Here is a 19,918-nt window from a genome sequence, read left to right on the forward strand (position 1 = left end):
CTTCAATGGCCCAGTGCGTATTCCACCGCCCGTGCCAGGGCAACTCCCATCAACTGGCTTTCTGCCATTGTGAAGTGGCCTGAATCGACATAGAGCTGAATGTTACTACGCTTGACATAACAATATTGGACATCGAAGAGATCGCTCGAATTATCGAATATGGTCACGCCCCATAATCCATGGACTGAGCGTTCTATCAGGGCATCATATTCGCGCCGCTCCCATTCGACGGTCTGCCTCGGCCTCGCGCAATCTGCTGACTGCGCGTGCCAAGCAGGCCGCAATTCGTTACTTAGGCCATCACCGTGGACAGCATGGGATATATGGGAACGGATTTGACCAAAACCACCTTTTTGTTTTCTGCAACAAGCGCTGCGTAGCCCGACGCAAGCTGTTTTCATATGCCTGTGCGGCAGTTTCCGCAGACTGATCCTCCTCCACACTGCGCAGGTTGTCCTGAGGCAGATACCTCATGTAGGCTGTGGACAAGATTTCCGGGTCGGATTCGATAGTTTGCAGCGCTTGCTGCGTCATATCCGGGCTGCCCTTTTGATCACGATGCGGAACAAATCCGAGGTCGAACATCACTCCATCGAGATAGAGCCACCCCGGCGTCGCGGTGCTCGCCAAGCGGCCTCCATACAATAAGGAAAGACCATGAAAAAATGCCCGGCATTGCTGTCACCCAACAGATGAATCTTGCCCTGGCTCCCAGTTTCCGGCCTTTCATAGCCATCGAGTGGCCCTGCGGACCGGGGCACCGAGGGGCTTTGCAGGCCATGGAATCCAAGCCAGGCCAACGCGCCCTTACCTAGTATCAGGATGGCCAGCAAACACTAGCAGGGGCCAATGCCACAGATACAACGTACGGATAGCTGAGTCTTCCGATGTACACCATCACTGGATGCGAAAGGGGTTTCCGGTTAAACCATGCATCCGATACATCCCCTACCATCAACACGGCGGCCAGCACCACTACGGTATAGATCTCGGGAAACCTGCCTGGATTTATAGGCAAAAATTGCATGGCAACCAGCAAACCCATACCGAGCCATGCCAACGCGCCACGGCCACGCTGGCGGGACCGCCAACCGCAGGGCCCGCGCCAACTGCCTGCGTACGACTCTATTAGATGCACGCCAGCGCCCGCCCGATGACAACTCCCCCAGTCGTCCAAAAGGCAGAAAAAAGGCGGCCGGGGGGCTTCTACTGGTAAGAACGAGGTTGCCGGCAAGAGAAGCCGGCAGCCATCCCACACATACCAGCACCAGCGAACGCCGGGTACGGTGGGCCCACAGCAAAACCAACGGCCACGGCAGGTAGAACTGCTCTTCCACCCCCAAAGACCAAAGGTGCAGTAGCAGCTTGAACTTGCTCGCTACATCCCAATAGCCCGATTCCAGATAGAAATAGATATTGGCGCAAAATATCGAGCTGAAAAACACAGACTTGCTCATCAGCCAATATTCGGACGGATACATACACCAGGGGCCGGCGATGAGGTAAAACAGCAGCACCAGCAGCAGGGCCGGAAAATGCGGTTGATCCGGCACACATAAAACTCGCGGACGGAAAATCTTCTCTGCACAAACTCACGGTACCAAATGGGAGTGATGACGTAACCGGAAATAACAAAAACAGATCGACGCCTACAAATCCATGGGAAAACACGCCTGAGAGGCGTGCACTGCAAGAGCCATCAATACGGCAATGGCCTGGGTGCCATGGATATCCGGGCCATATCTGAAATTGTTTTCCACCCCCCCCCGTCGTCCCCCCAAACAGTGCCAGCAATTGGCTGTCACTCAACACAAAATCTCCGTGCCCTCCCTCAAAACGGCGCCGATGCTGGATCTTCGTCTGCTGGTGCATCGACCGGACCCGTCACTGCAGTGCCTCCCTCTGGAGGGGATGACGCAGCAATAGCCACCGCGCCGGCCACCCCACTCTCCGCCTCGCCCCCCAGCGCCTCGATGAGGTCCGGAATCAGCTTGACCAGCTCGCCCGTGGCGATCGCCACGTCGGTGTCAAAGCCACCGTCATCGGCCTTGGTGCCTTCGAACACCGTGTCCAGGAACGAGACCTTCTTGATCTGCAGCCCCTCGGTGAGCATGAAGCTCACGCGGTCGTCCCAGGTGAGTGCGAGCTTGGTGGGCAGCTTGCCGGCGTCGATGTGGGCCTGCACCTCTTCGATGTCCAGCGGGTGGCGGGCATAGCGCACCACGGCCTTTTCCTCGGTGGCGCTCTTGAGCTCGCATTCGCGGTCCACGGTGAAGCCCACGGGCGGCTCTTGTTCCTTGAGCCAGTGGGACATGGCCGCTTGCGGGCTGGTCTGGGTGTTGATGAGCGACACCGACAGGCCGGGCAGCGATTCGACCAGCAGCGTGACGACTTCGTCCGCACGGCCCTGGCTGGAGGTGTCCAGCACCAGCAGGCGCGATGCCGTATCGATCCACACCCACATGGAACCCTGCTTGGTGAACGCCATGGGCAGCAGGTCCAGCTTGGCCTCGTCCTTGAGTTCCTTGCTTTCCTTCTTGCCAGGCTTGCGGCCGGTTTCCTGCTCGATGCGTTCTGCCTTTTCCTTCACGCGGCGTGCCAGCACGCTGCCGGGCAGCACCTTGGACTCGACCATGAAGCGCAGGATCCATTGGCCCCCGACCGACTCGGCCAGCGGGCCGTGCTGTTCGCCACGCGGCGGCACCCAGCCCAGGGACTTTTCCTGCGTGGCGCCGCATTCGATGAAGGGCGCCTTGGCCAGGGCCTCTTCCACTTGTGTCAATTCGACCTGCCATTGCGGCGCAATGCGGTACACGATCATGTTCTTGAACACGGAAAACCTTTTCTTTTCTGGGACGGAATGCGCCATTGTCGGTGGTTCTGCGGGAGAGGTTTCCTGCCGTCCATCCCTGGCGGTCCGCGCACCCGCGAGCGGATGAACAGGCACGATCACAGCCGGCAGACGCCGTGGAACGGGCCTTGCCGTGCCACTGGCGCCGTCCCCCTTCACGAGACATGCGCGGGGTGTTTCTTTTGGAAACTTTACACAGCCTCACCCAACCGGTATGGCGGCGATACATGTGGGGCGGACACTGGCCCTCAATCGCCGGAACGGTCGTCCTGGCGAGTTCCCAACCCTGTGAAAGGACTCACACCATGGTTTTCAGATTCCAACACCGCCTGGCCGCCACCGCTGTTCTCGCTGCACTGGCCCTGCCGGTCCTGGCCCAGCAACCTCCAGCCGCCCCGCCTGCAGCGGGTGCCACCGCAACTACCGAAGGCCGCCACAAGGCAGGGGTTGACCGCCACGAGCACCATGCGCGCCACCAGGCCCACATGGCCAAGCGCATGGCCACCCTGAAGGACCAGCTCAAGCTGAGCGCCGCCCAGGAACCCGCCTGGACGGCCTTCAGCACCGCGATGCAGCCTGGGGAACGCACTGCCCGCCTGGACCGCAAGGACATGGACAAGCTCACCACGCCCGAACGCATCGACCGCATGCGGGCCCTGCGCGCCCAGCACGCCGCCGAGGCCGACCGCCGGGGCGAGGCCACCAAGACCTTCTACGCCGCCCTGACGCCAGACCAGCAGAAGACCTTCGATGCGCAGGCGCACCGCGGCCACCAGCGCATGCGCGACCACCACCACGGCGGCGGCGGCATGCGCGGCGGCGAGGGCCATCCATCGCCCGCCGCACCGGCGAAGTAACGCCCCACCCAACCCCCACCGCCCCCGCACGCCCTGCGGGGCGGCGGCCCTGGGGACGGGTCTCCGGCGTGCAGCCGGCGCTGCCTTTTACTTTTTCTTCCCGTGCTCCCCAAGCCCGGGGTCCTGACTGGACCCCGGGCTTTGTGCTTTGCGGCCACGCAGGCGGTCGCCTTGGACGGCGTTTGTGGATAACCCTGGGGGCAGTTGTGGCACAACCTGCTGGTTATCCACAGAAGAAGGCGCTGCGCCGAAGTTGTTGTCTGTGAGCCCCGGACTTTGCGCCGCCCGCCGCACAGAGTTTGCGGCCACGCAACCCCGCGCCAGCATTGGAAAAAAACCCCTTGTCCACAAAAAATGGGGTGCTCTACTACTACTGCTATTTATATATAGAACCATAAAAGAATAACCAGAACCTCTTTTTCGTGCCCCCAACGCCCGTGGGGCCGGCCCCCGGCACCGGTCCACACGGCGGCTCGCGATGAGGCGGCCGGCGCCGAGCGGACAGGGCTCCGCGCCAGCCCGCAGGTTCCTTACCGCCACCGCCTGGGGGGCCTTTATATTTCTCATTTGCTATCAATTGAGTAGCTGTTGGCGCTTCCTCCATCAGCGCTTCATGCCATTTCAATGCCAATCCTCTCTGTGGGAATGTTCAGTGCGTAAAACTGGGGATAGTTTTGGCACAACCGCCTGGTTATCCACAGAAAAAGGCCGTGGCCGTGTTTTGTCCCCTTTCGCGCGACATCGGAAAGAGGGATCGGTGCACAGGGTTGGGCGGCGTGCAAGTGCGCGCCACGGCGAGGGAAAAGGCAGTTGTCCACATCCTGGGCCGCCTTCTACTACTACGACTATGTATTTATAGAAAACATAAGAAGAAGACAGGGGAGAACTTCCCGCGCCGGGCACGCGGTGCCGCGGCAACACCTTGTGGGGCCTTGCGGACGGACCGGTGCACGCAAAGGAGGGCGAAGGCAGGGGCGCGGCGATCCGCCGCGGGTGGGGACTGAATCCCGAAGACGGGCCGGCGGAAGCTCGCTACGCGGCGCAGGACCGCAGGAAGGCCCCCAGAACGTCCGCGGAGAGGGGTCGGCTGAAGAGGTAGCCCTGGTAGTGCAGGCAGCCCGCGCGGGCCAGCAGCTCGCGTTGCTCGGGGGTTTCCACCCCTTCGGCGATGACTTCCAGGCCCAGGCTGCGCGACAGGCCGATGATGGTGTCCACGATGGCCGCGTCGTTGGGGTCGGTCAGCAGGTCGCGCACAAAGCTCTGGTCGATCTTGAGCTGGTCCAGCGGCATGCGCTTCAGGTAGCTCAGGCTGGAATAGCCGGTGCCGAAGTCGTCCAGCGAGAAGCCCACGCCATAGGAGCGCAGCGCGGCCATCGTGGCGATGGTGGTTTCCATGTCTTCCACCAGCAGGCTTTCGGTCAGCTCCAGCTTGAGCAGATGCGCCGGCGCGCCGGTGATGGCCAGCACGCGGGCCACGTCGTCCACGAAGCTGGCGTGGCGGAACTGGCGCGAGCTCACGTTCACCGCCATGGTCAGGTGGGCCAGGGCCGGGTCGTCCTGCCAGCTGGCCAGCAGCTTGCAGGCCGTGTGCAGCACCCAGCGGCCCAGGGGCAGGATGAGGCCCGTCTCCTCGGCCAGCGGGATGAACTGCGCGGGCGGCACCATGCCGCGCTGCGGGTGGGCCCAGCGCACGAGCGCCTCCACCCCCACGCAGCGGCCGGACAGGTGCATCTGCGGCTGGAAGTGCAGCAGGAATTCCTCCTGCGCGAGCGCGGCGCGCAGGTCGGTCTCCAGCCCGGCGCGGGCGGTCACCACGGCCTGCATGTCGGGGTCGAAGAAGCGCAGCGTGTTGCGCCCCGCCGTCTTGGCCTGGTACATGGCCAGGTCCGCCTGCTTGAGCAGCTCGCCCACGCTGGTCTGCTCGCCCGTGAACGGCGCGATGCCGATGCTGGGCGTGCTGCGGTACTGGTACCCTGCCAGCGCGTAGGGCACGGCCAGCATGGTGAGGATCTTCTCGCCCACGCTGCGTGCGTGCAGGGCCAGTTCGTGTGGCCTGGGGCTGAGCTCCTCGAGCATCACCACGAACTCGTCGCCGCCCAGCCGGGCCACCGTGTCCACGCTGCGCACGCAGGTGTTCAGGCGCTGCGCCACCTGTTGCAGCAGCAGGTCGCCCTGGTCGTGGCCCAGGGTGTCGTTCAGGGTCTTGAAGTTGTCCAGGTCGATGAACAGCAGCGCACCGCCCTGCAGGCGCCGGTGGGCGTTGGCCAGCGCATGGCCCATGCGGTCCATCAGCAGCATGCGGTTGGGCAGGCCGGTGAGCGCGTCGTAGAACGCCAGGCGCTGGATCTCGCGCTCGTTGGCCTTGCGCTGGCGGATGTCGGTGTTGATGGCCAGGATGGACTGCGGCTGGCCGCTGTCGCCGCGCACCAGGGTCCAGCGGCCCTCGACCTCGATGGTGCTGCCGTCGCGGTGGCGCTGCACGATCTCGCCCGTCCACTCGCCCTGCTCCAGCACCGTGCGCGTGGCGTGGCGGAAATGGGTGGGGTCGTCGTAGAGCAGCGTTTCGATGGACTGGCCCAGCGCCTGCAGCTGCGACCAGCCATACAGGCGCTCGGCGCTTTTGTTCCAGAAGATGATGCGGTGCTCCAGGTCGCGCACCAGGATCGCGTCCTGCGCCTTGTCCAGCAGCGAGGCCTGGTGGCGGATGCGGGCATCCGCCAGCTGCCGGTCGATCTCGGACGAGGCGCGCGCGGCAAAGATCTGCAGCGTGGAGGTGATGAAGTCCGTCTCGGCGATGGGCTGGCGGAACAGCACGAACACGATGCCCACCACCTCGCCATCGGCATTGCACAGCTGCTGGCCCGCATAGCCCTGCGCGCCCACATGGCGCAGCATGGGCGCCTCGGGGTGCAGCTGCTGCACCTTCTCGGTCACCACATACGCGCGCTGCGACAGCAGCATGAGGCTGGGCGTGCCTTCCAGGGTGTATTCGTCGTTGGGCAGCATCTGGCCATCGAGCACCGCCGCGAGCGTGACCACCCGCGGGGCCTGCCCCTCCACCGGTGGCAGCAGCCGCACCACGCAGCCGCCCTGGGCCCCCAGCGCATCGGCCATGTTGCGCACCAGCTGCACGAAAAACTCCGTGCCCGTGCTCGCCGACACGGCGGCCGCCACCTTGAGCACCGAGGCCTGCAGCCGCTGCTGCGCCTTCTGCGCGCGCAGGCTGGTGATGCCAAAGGCCAGGTCGTTGGAGAGCTCCTGCAGCAGGGCCGCCTCTTCGGGGCTGATCTGCAGGATGTCCGGCGCATACAGGTACAGCAGGCCGAAGGTGCGATCGCGGTCGCGCAGCGGCAGGCAGATCACGCCGTGAAAGCCGTTGTCCAGCATGCGCTCGGTCCAGTCGGCAAAATCGCCCTCGGCGCGGATGTCCTGCACGATCACCGGCTTGCCCGAGCGCACGGCCATGCCCGCGGGACCCCGGCCGTAGCGGTCCTCGGCCGACCAGGACAGGTGCAGGTTCTCCAGGTAGTTCTGGTTGTGGCCCGCGTGGGCCACGGGCTGGATGGACTTGCGTTCGTCGTCCAGCGCGAAGCCCACCCATCCCATGCGGTAGCCGCCGATGTCCACGGCGATGTGGCAGATCGCCTGCAGCAGCGCGGTCTCGGACGTGGCGCGCACGAGGGTTTCGTTGCAGGCGCTCAAGAGGCGCTGCGCGCGGCCCATGCGGGCCAGTTCGCGTTCGGTGCGCAGGCGCTCGGTCACGTCGGTGGCCAGCACCTGGCGCGCGGGGCGGCCGTTGAAGCTGATGCTGCCCGCCGTGATTTCCACGTCCATGAACGTGCCGTCCTTCTTGACGTGGCGGCTGATGACCGGCTTGTTGCGCTGGTCCATCGCAATCGCGTTGATGGTGGCCCGGATGCTGGCGCGGCGCTCCGCCGGCCACAGGTCCGTCATGTCCATCCCCAGCAGCTCGGCTTCGGCATAGCCGTAGTGCGTCTCCATCGACTGGTTCACGGCCTGCAGGCGCAGCGTTTCCCTGTCGTACACCCACATCGGATGGGGGTGCTCGTCGAACAGCATGCGGTACTGCTGCTCCGATGCCCGCAGCTGCCCCGCCACATGCCGCAGCTGCACCATCGCGCCCAGGGATTCGGTGAGGATCTCCAGGTGCGCGACGTCGCGCCGCGAAAACGCGTGGGCCTTGTCCGAAACGACCTTGAGCGAGCCCACCACGCCCTCGGCGGTGCGCAGCGGCACCGCCATCACGGAGCGCACGCCGTGCCGGTGGGGCAGCGAAACCATGTCCCAGCCCTCGGCCTCGGTGTCATTGCACACCACGGTGCGCCCTTCGCGCAGGGCGGGCCACAGCAGGCTCTGGTCGGCCGCCAGCATGTGGCCCACGGGCCGCACGTGGTCGCCCGCCGATGCCTGCGCCACCAGCTGGCGGCCCTGCAACAGCTCCACCAGCGCCCCGCGCGCCAGCGTCTGGCGCAGCACGGTGTCGGCCACGAGCTGGAGCACCTCGGGCAGGGGCATGTCCAGCGACGAGATGCGCTGCTGCACCTGCAGCAGCTCCGCATGGTTCTGCGCATCGCGCTGGGCATCGAGTTCGGTCAGCTTCTGCGCGCTGATGTCGGTCATGCCGCCCACCATGCGCACGGCCTTGCCTTCGGCGTCGCGGATCAGGAAGCCCCGGTCCAGCACCCAGGCATAGCTGCCGTCCTGGCGCCGGAAGCGGTATTCGGCGGACCAGTGGTTGTCCGTGCCGCCAATGGCCGCGTGGAGGCCCCGGAGGATTTCCTCGCTGTCTTCGGGATGCAGCCGCAGCGTCCACGAGGTGCTGTCGGGCGGCAGCTGGTCGAGCGGCACGCCGAACAGGTTCTGCATGCCTTCGTTCCACCACATGAGGTCGGTGTCCAGGTTCCAGTCCCAGACGGCATCGGCCGTGGCGCGCGAGACGAGGTGAAAGCGCTCCTCGCTTTCACGGCGCGCCTCCTGGGCCAGGTGCTGGGCCGTGATGTCCTGGAAGGCCCCCTGGATGCGGACGATGCGTCCCCCGGCATCGCGCGCCGCCTGCCCGGCGGTGCGCACCCAGAAGCGCCTGCCGCCCGGCATGTCCACCTCGGCTTCCACGTCAAAGGGCGTGCCGTGGTGCCGGCAGTCATCGAACGCCTTTTGCATCTGCGGCCGGTAGGGCGGCGTGTACAGCTGCAGGACCTGCGCCAGCTCGCCCACGCGGTGGTGGAGCCCATAGGCGGCCGCGATCTCCTGCGACCACACGAGCTGCATCCCGGGCAGTTCGACCGTCCAGCCGCCCACGCGGGCGATCCGCCCCGCCACGCGCTGTGCCTCGCCCTGCGCGACCATCTCGGCATGCATCTGGTCGCGCTCCCGCACGAGCTGGGCCAGCAGCCTTTTCTGGCGGCGCAGCTCCAGCTGCACCATGGCCTGGCCCGCGAGGATCGTGAGGGCCTCGATCTGCCCTTCCTCCAGCGTGCGGGGCACGGTGTCCACCACCGCGAGGGTGCCCAGGGTGAACCCCTCGGGCGTCACCAGCGGCACGCAGGCGTAGAAGCGGACATGGGGTTCGCCCAGCACCAGGGGATTGCTGGCGAACACGGGGTGGAGCGTGACGTCGGGCACCACCACCGGTTCGCGGCCGCCGTCCAGTGCCTGGGCACAGAACGCGATGGCGCGCTCGGTCTGCTGGAAGGGAATGCCGACCGCCGCCTTGAACCACTGGCGCTCGCTGTCGAGAAAATTGACCACGGCGATGGGGCAGCCGCACACCCGTGCGGCCAGCGTGGCCAGCTGGTCGAAGCCTTCTTCCGCGGGGGTGTCGAGGATCGCGTAGGACTGCAGTGCCGTGAGCCGCGCTGCCTCTTCGGGTGCGTGGGCTGGCGGCATGGTCAGGCCGCTGTGGCGTTGGCTGTGCCCGCTGGCGCGCACCCCAGTTCCAGCGCCCGGGGGGCCTGGAGCTTGTTGCGCAAGAACTGGAACAGCGTCGTCGTCAAAGGGGTCGGGCGGCAAGAAAAGAACCGGACGGGGTGCGGGCAGAAGAAGCACGCGCTCGCGCTGCCCCCTGAAACGTGAATCCTACACCGCAGAGCGCCGGACCGAGCGGTCACCACCATGCGGGTTTGCCCCAGAACGCCGCCAGTCGCCCCGGCAACCTTCGCGCAGCGCCATGCTTGCTAGGCTGCGTGCCATGCAGATATCCGAACTCGCGCAACGCACCTCGGTTTCCGTCCACGCCCTGCGCCACTATGAGCGGCTGGGGCTCCTGCAGCCGCGCCGGCGGGCCAATGGCTACCGCGACTATCCACCGCGCATGCAGCGCGAGGTCGTGTTCATCGCCATGTCGCGCCAGCTTGGCTTCACCCTGCCGCAGATCGCCCTGCGCCTGGGCGCCTACCGGGCAGGCACCCTGCGCACCGAGACCATGGTGCAGGCCCTGCAGGAGCGCGCGCAGGCGCTGGACGAGCAGATCGATGCGCTGCGGGCCCAGAAGCAGCGCGTGCTGGAGCACCAGGCCTGGCTGCAGGCGCAGCAGGCAAGGCCGCGTGCCGCCGCGTCGGCGCCACCGGCGCCCTGGCCGCGCGTGCGGCCCCTCGCCACGCCACCCCCATCGGCCCGCACCCGTCCATCCACCACCTCCGCAAGGAAAGCACCATGACCTCTTTGTCCGCACATTCCGCCGCCGCGCCCATGGACCATCTTCGGTCCCTGGTGCTGGCCATGCCCATGGCGCGCACGCTGGGCCTGCGCTTCGTGCGCGCCGAGCCGGGCGCGGTGGAGGTGGAGATTCCGGTGAGCGACGCCTTCTGCTTTCGCCCCGGCCAGCTGCAGGCCACCGCCGTGTTTGCCGTGGCCGACTTCGCCGCCGTGGGCGCGGCCGGCAGCGTGCTGCCGCCGGGCTGGGTGAATGCCACGGTGGACGCCACCGTGAAACTCGTGGCCCCCGCACGGGGCGTGTGCCTGCGGGCGCGCGGGCGCGTCATCGACGCGGCGCGGCTGCTCACGGTGTGCGCGTCCGATGTGTTCGCTGTGGATGCGGATGGCAAGGAAACGCTGTGCGCCACCCTGCTGGCCACGGCCCGCAACATCGACGCCACCGTGGCGCCACGGTAGCTGCCGTGGCCCGCTGCAGAGAGAGCGCCGGGCCGGCGGGTCGGTCAGGCGCGTGCGCGCCGCGCGCGCACGGCGGCGGCCAGGCCTTCCAGCACCGGCACCGTCTGCGCGAAGCTGATGCAGGCATCGGTCACCGACACGCCGGGCGCGAGCGGCTGGCCGGGCACGATGTCCTGGCGGCCTTCCTGCAGGTGGCTCTCGATCATGAGGCCGGTGATGCGCCGGTCGCCCGCGGCGATCTGCCGGGCGACGTCGTCCGCCACGGTGATCTGGCGCTGGTGCTGCTTGCTGCTGTTGGCGTGGCTCACGTCGATCATCACCTGCTCGCGCAGGCCCGCCGCCTGGAGCATGGCACAGGCGGCATCCACATCGGCCGCGCTGTAGTTGGGCTGCTTGCCGCCGCGCAGGATCACGTGGCAGTCCTGGTTGCCGCGCGTCTCGAAGATCGCGGCCTGGCCCATCTTGGTCATGCCCATGAAGGCGTGCGACGCCTGCGCGGCCTGGATGGCGTCGCTGGCCACCTTCACGCCGCCGTCGGTGCCGTTCTTGAAGCCCACGGGGCACGAGAGGCCGCTGGCCAGCTGGCGGTGGCTCTGGCTCTCGGTGGTGCGCGCGCCGATGGCGCCCCAGCTCACCAGGTCGCTGATGAACTGCGGCGAGAGCAGGTCCAGGAACTCGGTGCCCACCGGCAGGCCCGTGGCCAGCACGTCCAGCAGCAGCTGGCGCGCCAGCTCCAGCCCCTCGTTGATGGCGAAGCTGCCATCCAGGTGGGGGTCGTTGATGTAGCCCTTCCAGCCCACGGTGGTGCGGGGTTTTTCAAAGTAGACGCGCATCACGACCAGCAGGTCGGCCTGCAGCGCGTCGGCCTGGATCTTCAGCTGGCGCGCGTAGTCCATCGCCTGGTCGTGGTCGTGGATGGAGCAGGGGCCCACCACCACGATGAGCCGGTCGTCCTGGCCGTGCAGCACGCGCGAGATGGCGGCACGGCTGGTTTCCACCAGGGTCTGCGCGGCGTCGGGCGTGGGCAGCCACTCCTGCAGCAGCGCAGGCGTGATGAGCGGGCGCACGGCCTTGATGCGCGTGTCGTCGATGCGTGTCGTGTCGTGGGTGGAGATCGGGGTGGCGGAGCGGTGTGCGTGGGTCATGGTGGCCCCGATTGTCGCGCGGGCGGGGCCATCGGCTGGCCGACGATGTGGTCACACTGCCTGCAACTGGCGCGTCCCGGGCGAGGGACGCCGAGCAAGGGCCGCCCCGCAGCAAGGGCGTCGTCCCCCTCAGGGGGAAGGCGCCGAAGGCGACTCAGGGGGAGCCGCTACGGCCGCCGGAACGCCGCATTCTGCCGCGACCAGTGCCGCGACTGCAGCTGGTCGAGCCGCACCGTGCCGCCGGTGGACGGCGCGTGCACGAAGCGCCCTTCCCCCACGTAGATGCCCGCATGGTTGGGCTGACGGCCCGTGCCGAACACCACGAGGTCTCCGGCGCGCAGCTCGCTGCCGTCGATGGGGTAGCCCCAGCTGTTGAGCTGCGCCACCGTGCGGGGCGGCGGGGTGCCCACCTGGTTGCGGTACACATAGCCGATCAGCCCGCTGCAATCAAAGCCCGCATCGGGCGTGTTGCCGCCGTAGCGGTACGGCGTGCCCACCAGGCCGAGCGCGTGGATGGCGATGTCGTGCGCCTGCTCCGCGGTCAGGGGTGGGGTGGTGCGTACCGGGGCTGACGAAGAAGGCGACGGGGGCCGCGAGGTGCCGCAGCCGCCCAGCGCCAGCAGGGCGGCGGTGCAGGCGGCCAAGGCCAGTCTGTGAAAAACAACGCGCATGGCCCGAAGGGTAACGGATAGGCCCCGGCGCCTGCGCGGACTCCGTCCATGGCCTGGGGCTATTGGCCAAAATGCCGCCAGCGCTTGGTGGTAAAGCGCTGGCAGCTATCTTTTTTACAACAGCGGCGGGGTCACACCGCCGCCGTGGCGGCCACGCCCTGGCGCCGCTCGGCCAGCCGGTTGGCCACGCTCACGATGGCCAACACCGACGCCGTCACGATGTTGTGGCTCATGCCCGCGCCGAAGGTGGAGCCGGCCACGCCCTCCATCGCGGCCTCCACGATGGCCAGCGCCTGGGCGTGGGCTCCCGTGCCGGTGGCGCGCTCTTCGTAGTGGTCCACGCGCAGCGGCAGGCCCAGCGCATCCACCGTGGCGGCGATCGGCCCGTTGCCCTGGCCGCGCAAATGCTGGCGCATGCCGTCGATGGTGACGTCGAGCTCGATGCCCTGCCCGTCTTCATCGAGCCGGTGGCTGTGGCAGATGATGGCCGCCTGGGCCGGGGCGCGCAGGTAGGTGGCCTGGAACAGGTCCCACAGTGCCTCGCCGCTCATCTCGCCTTCGCTCGCGTCCGTCTGGCGCTGCACCACGGCGCTGAATTCGACCTGCATGCGGCGCGGCATCACCACGCCGTGTTCGCGCTCCAGCAAGAACGCGATGCCGCCCTTGCCCGACTGGCTGTTCACGCGGATCACGCTGTCGTACGTGCGGCCCAGGTCCGCGGGGTCGATGGGCAAGTACGGCACTTCCCACAGCGCGTTCGGGTCCTGCGCCGCAAAGCCCTTCTTGATCGCATCCTGGTGCGAGCCCGAGAACGCGGTGAACACCAGGTCGCCCGCGTAGGGGTGGCGCGGGTGCACCGGCAGCGAGGTGCATTCCTCCGCGATGCGCGCCACCGAGGTGATGTCCGAGAAGTCGAGGTTCGGGTGCACGCCCTGCGTGTACATGTTGAGCGCCAAGGTCACGATGTCCACGTTGCCGCAGCGCTCGCCGTTGCCGAAGAGGCAGCCTTCCACGCGGTCGGCGCCGGCCATCATCGCCAGCTCCGCCGCGGCCACGCCGGTGCCGCGGTCGTTGTGCGGGTGCACCGAGAGCACGATGTGCTCGCGGGGGGCGAGGCGCCGGTCCATCCATTCGATCTGGTCGGCGAACACGTTGGGCGTGGCGTTCTCCACCGTGGTGGGCAGGTTGATGATGATGGGGCGGCCGGGGCCCGCGTTCCAGGCCGCGATGGCGGTCTGGCAGGCCTTGAGCGACACGTCGAGCTCGGTGGCGCTGAAGGTCTCGGGCGAGTACTGCAGCGTCCACGCTGTGGCGGGCTGCGCGTCGGTGAGCTGCTTGAGGTAGCCCACATGGTGCGCGATGAGCTGCATCACCTGCGTCACGTTCATGCCGAACACGATGCGCCGCCAGGCAGGCGCCGTGGCGTTGTACAGGTGCACGATGGCGCGGGGCGCGCCCTTCACGGCCTCCACCGTGCGCGCGATCAGGTCCTCGCGCGACTGGGTCATGACCATGATGGTCACGTCATCGGGGATGAGGTTTTCGTCGATGAGGCGGCGCACGAAGTCGAAATCGGTCTGCGACGCGGCCGGAAAGCCGACCTCGATCTCCTTGAAGCCGATGCGCACCAGCTCCTGGAAGAGCTTCATCTTGCGCTCGCCGTTCATCGGCTCGAACAGCGCCTGGTTGCCGTCGCGCAGGTCGGTGGAGAGCCACACGGGCGCGCGGGTGATGCTGCGGGTGGGCCACTGGCGGTCGGTCAACGCGACCGGGGCGATGGGCTGGTACTTGGTGGCGGGCTTGGCAATCATGAGAGGCTCCACGAACGGTGTGTGCGGTGCGCTGAAAAGAAGAATGCGCGGTGCACGGGTCAGACGAAATGAATGAAGAAAACAAAACGTGTGACATCCCCTGCAGCCCTTTGCGTGTGCAAAGGCTGGTTCGCGGGCCGGGGTCAGGGGGAGATCAGGTGTTGCGCTGAGCGGATCAGGCAACGGTGGCGAACGCAGGCAGACCCCGGCCAGGCACTAGTAGGCCTAGCGATAGGGTGGGTAGGAGCATGCTGCGTTGCATAGAGGCCTGAAGATAGCACAGGCTTGCTGCGCTGCGCAAGGCTTTGATGAAAAGTGCCGCCAGCGCTTGATGGATAAGCGCTGATAGCTATAAAAACAGTAGTAAAGGCGGCTGGTAGGATGGCGCCTTTCGCTTTGCCCCCCTCCCCTCTCGCTTCGCCAGGAGACCCTCTCATGCCCTACATGCTGCTCATCATGGAACCCCACGGCCAGCGGGCCGAGCGCGGGCTGGCGGGAGGCCAGGAGGCGTATGCCCGCATGCTGCGCTTTGGCGAGGGCCTGAAGGCCCGGGGCCTGCTGCGCGCCACCGAGTCGCTGGCGTCCACCGACCAGGCCGTGCGCCTGCAGGTGCGCGAAGGGCAGTCCCGGCTGGTGGATGGGCCGTTCGCCGAGACGAAGGAAATGGTGGGCGGCTTCTTCCTGCTCGACTGCGCCACGCGCGACGAGGCCGTGGCCATCGCCCGCGAATGCCCGGCCGCCGAATGGGCCACCATCGAGGTGCGCGAGGTGGCGCCGTGCTACCACGGGGCATCGTGACCTGGGCGGCTAGGCGCGGCGCGTGGTGCCTTCCTGCAGCAGTGCCTGAAACTGCTCCACCGGCATCGGCCGCGCAAACAGGTAGCCCTGCAGCACGTCGCAGCCCTGGTGCACCAGGTAGTCGGCCTGTTCCGGCGTTTCCACCCCTTCGGCCGTGATCTGCAGCCCCAGGCCATGGGCCAGGGCCACGATGGCGTTGACGATGGTGCGGCTGTGTTCGTGGCCGGGCAGGTCCTTGACGAAGCTGCGGTCGATCTTGAGGCGGCGCATCGGCAGCTGCCGCAGGTAGGCCAGCGACGAATAGCCGGTGCCGAAGTCGTCGATGGCCAGGTGGATGCCCAGCTGGCTCAGGCGGTGCAGGGTGTGCGCGCCCGCTTCCATGTTGTCCATGAGCACGGTTTCCGTGAGCTCGATCTCCAGCAGGTGGGCGGGCAGGCCTTCCTCGCGCAGGATGTCCATCACGCGTTCGAGGAACTGCGCATCGCCCAGCTGCCGCGCCGAGATGTTGACCGATACCCGCAGGGGCCCGCCGGCCTGCCACCGGGCGGCATCGCGGCAGGCGGTGCGCATCACCCAGTAGCCCAGCGGGACGATGAGGCCGCAGTCCTCCGCCACCATCACGGCCTCCAGCGGCGGGACATGGCCCAGCTCCGGGTGCGACCAGCGCAGCAGCGCCTCCGCGCCCACCAGCGCCTTGCCGGCGGCGGCGAACAGGGGCTGGTAGTGCAGCGCGATGCCCTCGCCCTGGTCGAGCGCGGCGCGCAGCGCATGCTCGATGGCCTGGCGGCGGACCACCGCCAGGTTCATCGACGCGTCAAACCGCACGCACCGGTTCTTGCCCATGTCCTTGGCCCGGTACATGGCCGTGTCGGCGTTGCTCACGAGGCTGTCCATGTCCGCCGCATCGTCTGGAAAGATGGCGATCCCGGCGCTGCAGGTCATGGTCACCTGCTGGCCCACTTCGGTGAAGGTGGGGCGAAAGACGCCCACGATGCGCTGGCCGTAGGTGTTGAGCGCCGCGTCGTCCATGTCCAGCCGCAGGATCACGGCGAACTCGTCGCCGCCCAGGCGCGAGATCGCGTCGGCGGCGCGCACCACGGACTGCAGGCGCCGGGCCACCTGGCGCAGGAGGCCGTCCCCGGCCGCGTGCCCGAAGGTGTCGTTGAGGGTCTTGAAGTTGTCCAGGTCGATGTAGACCAGGGCGACGCGGGAGCCCAGGCCGCGCGCGCGCTCGATCTCGGCGGCCAGGCGTTCGTTGAACGCGTGCCGGTTTCCGGTGCCGGTGACCGCGTCGGTGTGGGCGAGCGTGTGCAGGCGGTTTTCGGCGTTGCGCACGGCCGCCTGGCTGCGCAGCACCATCGCGGCCGCCAGGGCCATCACGCACCCCGCGATCAGCAGCGCGCTGACGAAGCGGATGGCCAGGCGGGCGTACACCGCGCTCATGGACTTGCGAAAGTACAGCGTGCCCGACACCACGCCGCCCATCTCCACGGGCCGTGCGATCTCCAGCACGCGCAGCCCCGCGCGCTCGGCCACACCGGCCATGCCCGCGGCCGGCAGCGTGGCGGGAAAAGCCTGGTCCGCGTCGCGTGCGTAGTGGGCCAGCAGCCGGCCCTGCCGGTCGTAGACGTCCGCGCCCAGCACCATCGGCGACGCCTTCAGCGCCCCCAGCATCTCGCTGGCCGTGTGCGCATCCTGGAACATCACCGCGGCCGAGATGTTGTCGGCCACGATCGCCGCCTCCACCCGGCTGTCCTGCAGCATGGACTGCCGCGTGCTCCAGTAGTCCACGCCCGTGAGCGCCAGCACCACCGTCAGCAGCGCCAGGCCCGCGGCCAGGAGGCCGGTGGCCACGAGCCGCGACGACGGCAGGGGCTGCGCGGCCCCCGGCTCCTGCGCGGGGGCCTGCGGCATGGCGGGCGCCTTCGTTTTTTCCTGATTCTTCTTCGTCATCATCGTCATCATCTGGCCGCCCTGGCCAGCCGCAGCAGTCGGGAACTCACGGACAGGCCCGCGCGCGCGGTGGCATCGGTGTTGATGGCGAACACGATGCGGTTCTTCTGCTGGCCGAGCGTGATCATGATGTCGGGGCTGCCTGCGGCGTCCTCATCGGCCACCGTCAGGATGCCGTGGGCGGGCGGCAGGGCCCGCAGCGCGCGCAGCACCGGCTCGATGTCGGCGCCGTGCAGGATGAGCACGCGGCAATGGCGCAGCTCGGCCAGTTCCAGCAGCCTCACCCGGATGGGCCGCCCCTTGCGGGCGGGCTTGCCCTCCAGGGCCGTCAGGGCGCGCTTGAGCGGACTGAAGGGAGAGATGCACAGGGGCCAGTCGCCGTCGGTGGCCAGGTCGCTGTCGGGCCATTCGATGAACTGGATGAAGTTGAAGATGTAGGCGGCCTTGAGATCGGGTTCCTCCACGGGGTTGGTGGCATGCGCCAGGCCCCCCGCCCAGCACAGCACGCACAGCCCGGCCCACAGCAGGTTGCGCAGGCGCAGGGCGTGGGACATGGCTCAGAACCCGTAGGTGAGCTTGACGCGGTAGGTCCGTCCATCCTGCCGGATCGAGTCTTCGCGGATTTCGTAGGAGGCGGGGTCCGCGTGGCGGCGGTTGAAGACGTTGTACACGCCCACCGACACATCCACGTCCCCCAGGCGCTTCGTATAGACGAGGTTGGCCAGGACGTGCGCAGGCAGGCGCGCGTTCGCGAGCGTCCTGCGCGCGCCCACGCCAATGGCCTCGACGGCATACTGCCCCGGCCTGCCCTGCCCCGGCGCCGCGAGCGCCAGCGTGTCCGACCACTGCAGCTTGAGCAGGTGCCGGGGGGAGTTGGTCAGCGTCTCGGGTGCGCCCGCGTCGCGCGCCTTCTGCCACCCGTAGGCCACGCGCAGGCGCGACCCTCCTTGCCAGCGCTGCTCCACCTCGGTCTCCATGCCATGCACGCGCACGCCCCGCGCGTTGCTGAACCTGAGCCTGTCCGGGATGCCCGCGTCCCCCAGCGAGATCAGGTCGGTCACCTCGGACCTGAACGCCGTCAACAGCATGCGCGTGGTGCCGGTGGGGGCGTGTTCCAGCGCCAGCTCCGTGGTGCGCACCTTTTCGAGCCGCAGGCCCGCCAGATCGACGATGCCGCCGGGCAGGTCCACCCGGTAGTCGCGCTCGTAGGCGTTGGGCGGCCGGTAGGCCGTGCCATGCAGCAGCTTGACGGCCGTGGCCGGGTTCCACCAGTACACCAGGCCCAGCCGGGGATGGAAGCTGCCGTCGCTGCCCGACTGCTTGCCCCACCGCAGGCCCGCGTGCAGGGTGAGCGTGGGCGCCAGCGCGAACTCGTCCTGGACATAGATGCCCAGCGCGTTCCCCGTGCGGCGGGTATCCAGGTATTGCACGGGCGGATCCACGTCGGCATTGAGCTGCCGGATGCGGGTGTCGCGCCGGTAGTCGACGCCCCACGCGAGCTTGTGGCGTGCAAGGGCCGTGCTCACCCACTGCCATTCCGTGCCCCACCATTGGCCGGTGCCCACGTCGCGGTTGAGCGTGGGCGGCGGATAGTCGTACGCGTAGTCGCCCACGAAGCGGTAGTGCCCGGCGTGGACGCGCCCGGTGAACGCGAGGGAGGGCTGCAGCTGGCTCGCATACTCGGCCGCGACGCGGGTGGTGGTGTCGATGGACCGCGAGCGCGGGTCATTGAAGGTCTGCGAGAACGCCGCGGTGGGCGTGCCCTTGCTGCGCTCGCCGTGCGCCAGGGTGAGGCTCAGGCCGTCGCGCTGCATCCGCGCGAACAGCTGGGTGCTGCGGTCGAAATCCAGGCGCTGCGCGACGCCCTGGTTGCTGGCCGGCGTGTCGAACGCGGCGAAGTACTGGTCCGCGCCCCGGCTGCTCGCGCGCGTCAGCGCGATCAGCCAGTCCCCGCCCTGTGCGTCCACGGTTCCCACCGAGAAGCGGGCCCTGGCGCTGCCGTGGCTGCCGGCCGCCACGCTCAGCTGCGGGCCGGCCAGCTGGCGGCCGTCGCGCGTGATGACGTTGACCACGCCGAAGAACGCATTGGGCCCATAGACGGCGGAGCCCGGCCCCGGCACGAACTCCACGCGGTCCACCAGGTCCAGGTCCAGCGGGAAGTCGGTGCCGATGGTGGCCTGGTCGTAGAGGTTGTCATTGAAGCGCACGCCATTGACCAGCAGCAGCACGCGGGTGTTGTAGTCGCCCGGCGTGGCGAAGCCGCGCGTGCCCAGGTAGTGGTAGGAGCGGTCGTACGACACATACAGCCCGCGCATGCTGCCCAGCACCTCGGCCAGCGTGCGGTAGCCGAAGAGCCGGATGTCGTCGGCGGTCACCACGCTCACCAGGGCGGGTGCTTCCAGGGTGGTCTGCGTGTACCGGCTGGCGGTCCGGACTTCCATCTGCACGAGCTGTTCCAGCGGCAGATGGGCGATGTCCGCCTGCGCGATGGCGTGGGAGAGTCCGCTGCAAAGGAGGGCCAGCGCCATGCGCTGTGGCCACTGTGCCGGGCGATGGTCCGATCCTCTTGTCATGGGCGTTGCACCCGCTGTGGCGGTGGCTCCTGTGTGCGAGACCAAGCGTTCCGGAGGTTCGTGGGTCGGTGGGGCGAGTGTTTACAAATTGTATCCACCAGCAGGCCCGGCAGGCCCCCGGGGGGATC

14 protein-coding genes are annotated in these 19,918 nt (G+C 67.7%); 4 read left to right on the forward strand and 10 right to left on the reverse strand.

Annotated elements, in window-relative coordinates; genetic code table 11:
* Positions 1-2: 2 nt before the first annotated feature.
* The 3 genes from AC07PV_RS10740 to AC07PV_RS10750 form a co-directional block, all read right to left on the reverse strand.
* Positions 3-167: a hypothetical protein gene (locus AC07PV_RS10740; RefSeq protein ID WP_494630203.1), complete on the reverse strand. Its 165-nt coding sequence runs from the start codon at positions 165-167 to the stop codon at positions 3-5.
* A gap of 133 nt (positions 168-300) precedes the next feature.
* The gene (locus AC07PV_RS10745) at positions 301-630 is read right to left on the reverse strand and encodes a hypothetical protein (RefSeq protein ID WP_494630205.1); all 330 of its coding nucleotides are present in this window, start codon (positions 628-630) and stop codon (positions 301-303) included.
* Between the two features lie 1,201 nt (positions 631-1,831).
* A complete protein-coding gene (locus tag AC07PV_RS10750; protein WP_494630206.1) occupies positions 1,832-2,833 on the reverse strand; it encodes a recombination-associated protein RdgC in 1,002 nt (333 codons plus the stop codon).
* Positions 2,834-3,156: 323 nt separating this feature from the next.
* Between AC07PV_RS10750 and AC07PV_RS10755 the strand changes: the two genes are divergently transcribed.
* Positions 3,157-3,708, forward strand: a complete 552-nt coding sequence (locus AC07PV_RS10755) for a Spy/CpxP family protein refolding chaperone (protein ID WP_494630207.1) — start codon at positions 3,157-3,159, stop codon at positions 3,706-3,708.
* Between the two features lie 1,032 nt (positions 3,709-4,740).
* Here the strand turns inward: AC07PV_RS10755 and AC07PV_RS10760 are convergent.
* On the reverse strand, positions 4,741-9,615 hold the full coding sequence (locus AC07PV_RS10760; protein WP_218339314.1) for an EAL domain-containing protein: 4,875 nt from the start codon (positions 9,613-9,615) through the stop codon (positions 4,741-4,743).
* Between the two features lie 301 nt (positions 9,616-9,916).
* Here AC07PV_RS10760 and AC07PV_RS10765 point away from each other — a divergent pair, with 301 nt between their 5' ends.
* Together AC07PV_RS10765 and AC07PV_RS10770 are read left to right on the forward strand one after the other, a co-directional pair.
* On the forward strand, positions 9,917-10,384 hold the full coding sequence (locus AC07PV_RS10765) for a MerR family DNA-binding transcriptional regulator (protein ID WP_218339315.1): 468 nt from the start codon (positions 9,917-9,919) through the stop codon (positions 10,382-10,384).
* A complete protein-coding gene (locus AC07PV_RS10770) occupies positions 10,381-10,839 on the forward strand; it encodes a PaaI family thioesterase (RefSeq protein ID WP_370627748.1) in 459 nt (152 codons plus the stop codon). Before AC07PV_RS10765 ends, AC07PV_RS10770 begins: the two co-directional genes overlap by 4 nt.
* Positions 10,840-10,883: 44 nt before the next feature.
* On the opposite strand, the gene AC07PV_RS10775 is transcribed toward AC07PV_RS10770, so the two are convergent.
* From AC07PV_RS10775 to leuA, 3 genes are all read right to left on the reverse strand, one after another.
* The gene (locus AC07PV_RS10775; RefSeq protein ID WP_494630209.1) at positions 10,884-11,984 is read right to left on the reverse strand and encodes a 3-deoxy-7-phosphoheptulonate synthase; all 1,101 of its coding nucleotides are present in this window, start codon (positions 11,982-11,984) and stop codon (positions 10,884-10,886) included.
* 167 nt (positions 11,985-12,151) lie between these two features.
* Positions 12,152-12,655, reverse strand: a complete 504-nt coding sequence (locus AC07PV_RS10780) for a C40 family peptidase (protein WP_218296386.1) — start codon at positions 12,653-12,655, stop codon at positions 12,152-12,154.
* 131 nt (positions 12,656-12,786) lie between these two features.
* Entirely contained in the window at positions 12,787-14,466 is a 1,680-nt protein-coding gene (leuA, locus tag AC07PV_RS10785) for a 2-isopropylmalate synthase (protein ID WP_218339318.1), read from the reverse strand.
* A 435-nt stretch (positions 14,467-14,901) separates the two neighbouring features.
* On the opposite strand from leuA, the gene AC07PV_RS10790 reads away from it, so the two are divergent.
* A complete protein-coding gene (locus AC07PV_RS10790) occupies positions 14,902-15,264 on the forward strand; it encodes a YciI family protein (protein WP_218296384.1) in 363 nt (120 codons plus the stop codon).
* Positions 15,265-15,273: 9 nt separating this feature from the next.
* Here the strand turns inward: AC07PV_RS10790 and AC07PV_RS10795 are convergent, their stop codons facing one another.
* Genes AC07PV_RS10795 through AC07PV_RS10805 form a run of 3 tightly spaced genes read right to left on the reverse strand, consistent with a single transcriptional unit; the run spans position 15,274 to position 19,790 of the window.
* Positions 15,274-17,217 (reverse strand): putative bifunctional diguanylate cyclase/phosphodiesterase, encoded by a 1,944-nt coding sequence (locus AC07PV_RS10795; protein ID WP_255590943.1) that lies wholly within the window; start codon positions 17,215-17,217, stop codon positions 15,274-15,276.
* An 8-nt stretch (positions 17,218-17,225) separates the two neighbouring features.
* Entirely contained in the window at positions 17,226-17,771 is a 546-nt protein-coding gene (locus AC07PV_RS10800; protein WP_218296383.1) for a YfiR family protein, read from the reverse strand.
* A gap of 3 nt (positions 17,772-17,774) precedes the next feature.
* A complete protein-coding gene (locus tag AC07PV_RS10805; RefSeq protein WP_494630211.1) occupies positions 17,775-19,790 on the reverse strand; it encodes a TonB-dependent receptor plug domain-containing protein in 2,016 nt (671 codons plus the stop codon).
* Positions 19,791-19,918 lie beyond the last annotated feature (128 nt).

It is taken from the genome of Acidovorax sp. GW821-FHT09A11, from assembly GCF_059418365.1.

Bases quoted from the DNA above. Each gene is read 5' to 3' on its own strand.
- AC07PV_RS10770 (WP_370627748.1), top strand. From the start codon at position 10,381: ATGACCTCTTTGTCCGCACATTCCGCCGCCGCGCCCATGGACCATCTT.
- AC07PV_RS10790 (WP_218296384.1), top strand. From the start codon at position 14,902: ATGCCCTACATGCTGCTCATCATGGAACCCCACGGCCAGCGGGCCGAG.
- AC07PV_RS10760 (WP_218339314.1), bottom strand. From the start codon at position 9,615: ATGCCGCCAGCCCACGCACCCGAAGAGGCAGCGCGGCTCACGGCACTG.
- AC07PV_RS10775 (WP_494630209.1), bottom strand. From the start codon at position 11,984: ATGACCCACGCACACCGCTCCGCCACCCCGATCTCCACCCACGACACG.
- AC07PV_RS10780 (WP_218296386.1), bottom strand. From the start codon at position 12,655: ATGCGCGTTGTTTTTCACAGACTGGCCTTGGCCGCCTGCACCGCCGCC.
- AC07PV_RS10755 (WP_494630207.1), top strand. From the start codon at position 3,157: ATGGTTTTCAGATTCCAACACCGCCTGGCCGCCACCGCTGTTCTCGCT.
- AC07PV_RS10805 (WP_494630211.1), bottom strand. From the start codon at position 19,790: ATGACAAGAGGATCGGACCATCGCCCGGCACAGTGGCCACAGCGCATG.
- AC07PV_RS10795 (WP_255590943.1), bottom strand. From the start codon at position 17,217: ATGACGAAGAAGAATCAGGAAAAAACGAAGGCGCCCGCCATGCCGCAG.
- leuA (WP_218339318.1), bottom strand. From the start codon at position 14,466: ATGATTGCCAAGCCCGCCACCAAGTACCAGCCCATCGCCCCGGTCGCG.
- AC07PV_RS10800 (WP_218296383.1), bottom strand. From the start codon at position 17,771: ATGTCCCACGCCCTGCGCCTGCGCAACCTGCTGTGGGCCGGGCTGTGC.
- AC07PV_RS10765 (WP_218339315.1), top strand. From the start codon at position 9,917: ATGCAGATATCCGAACTCGCGCAACGCACCTCGGTTTCCGTCCACGCC.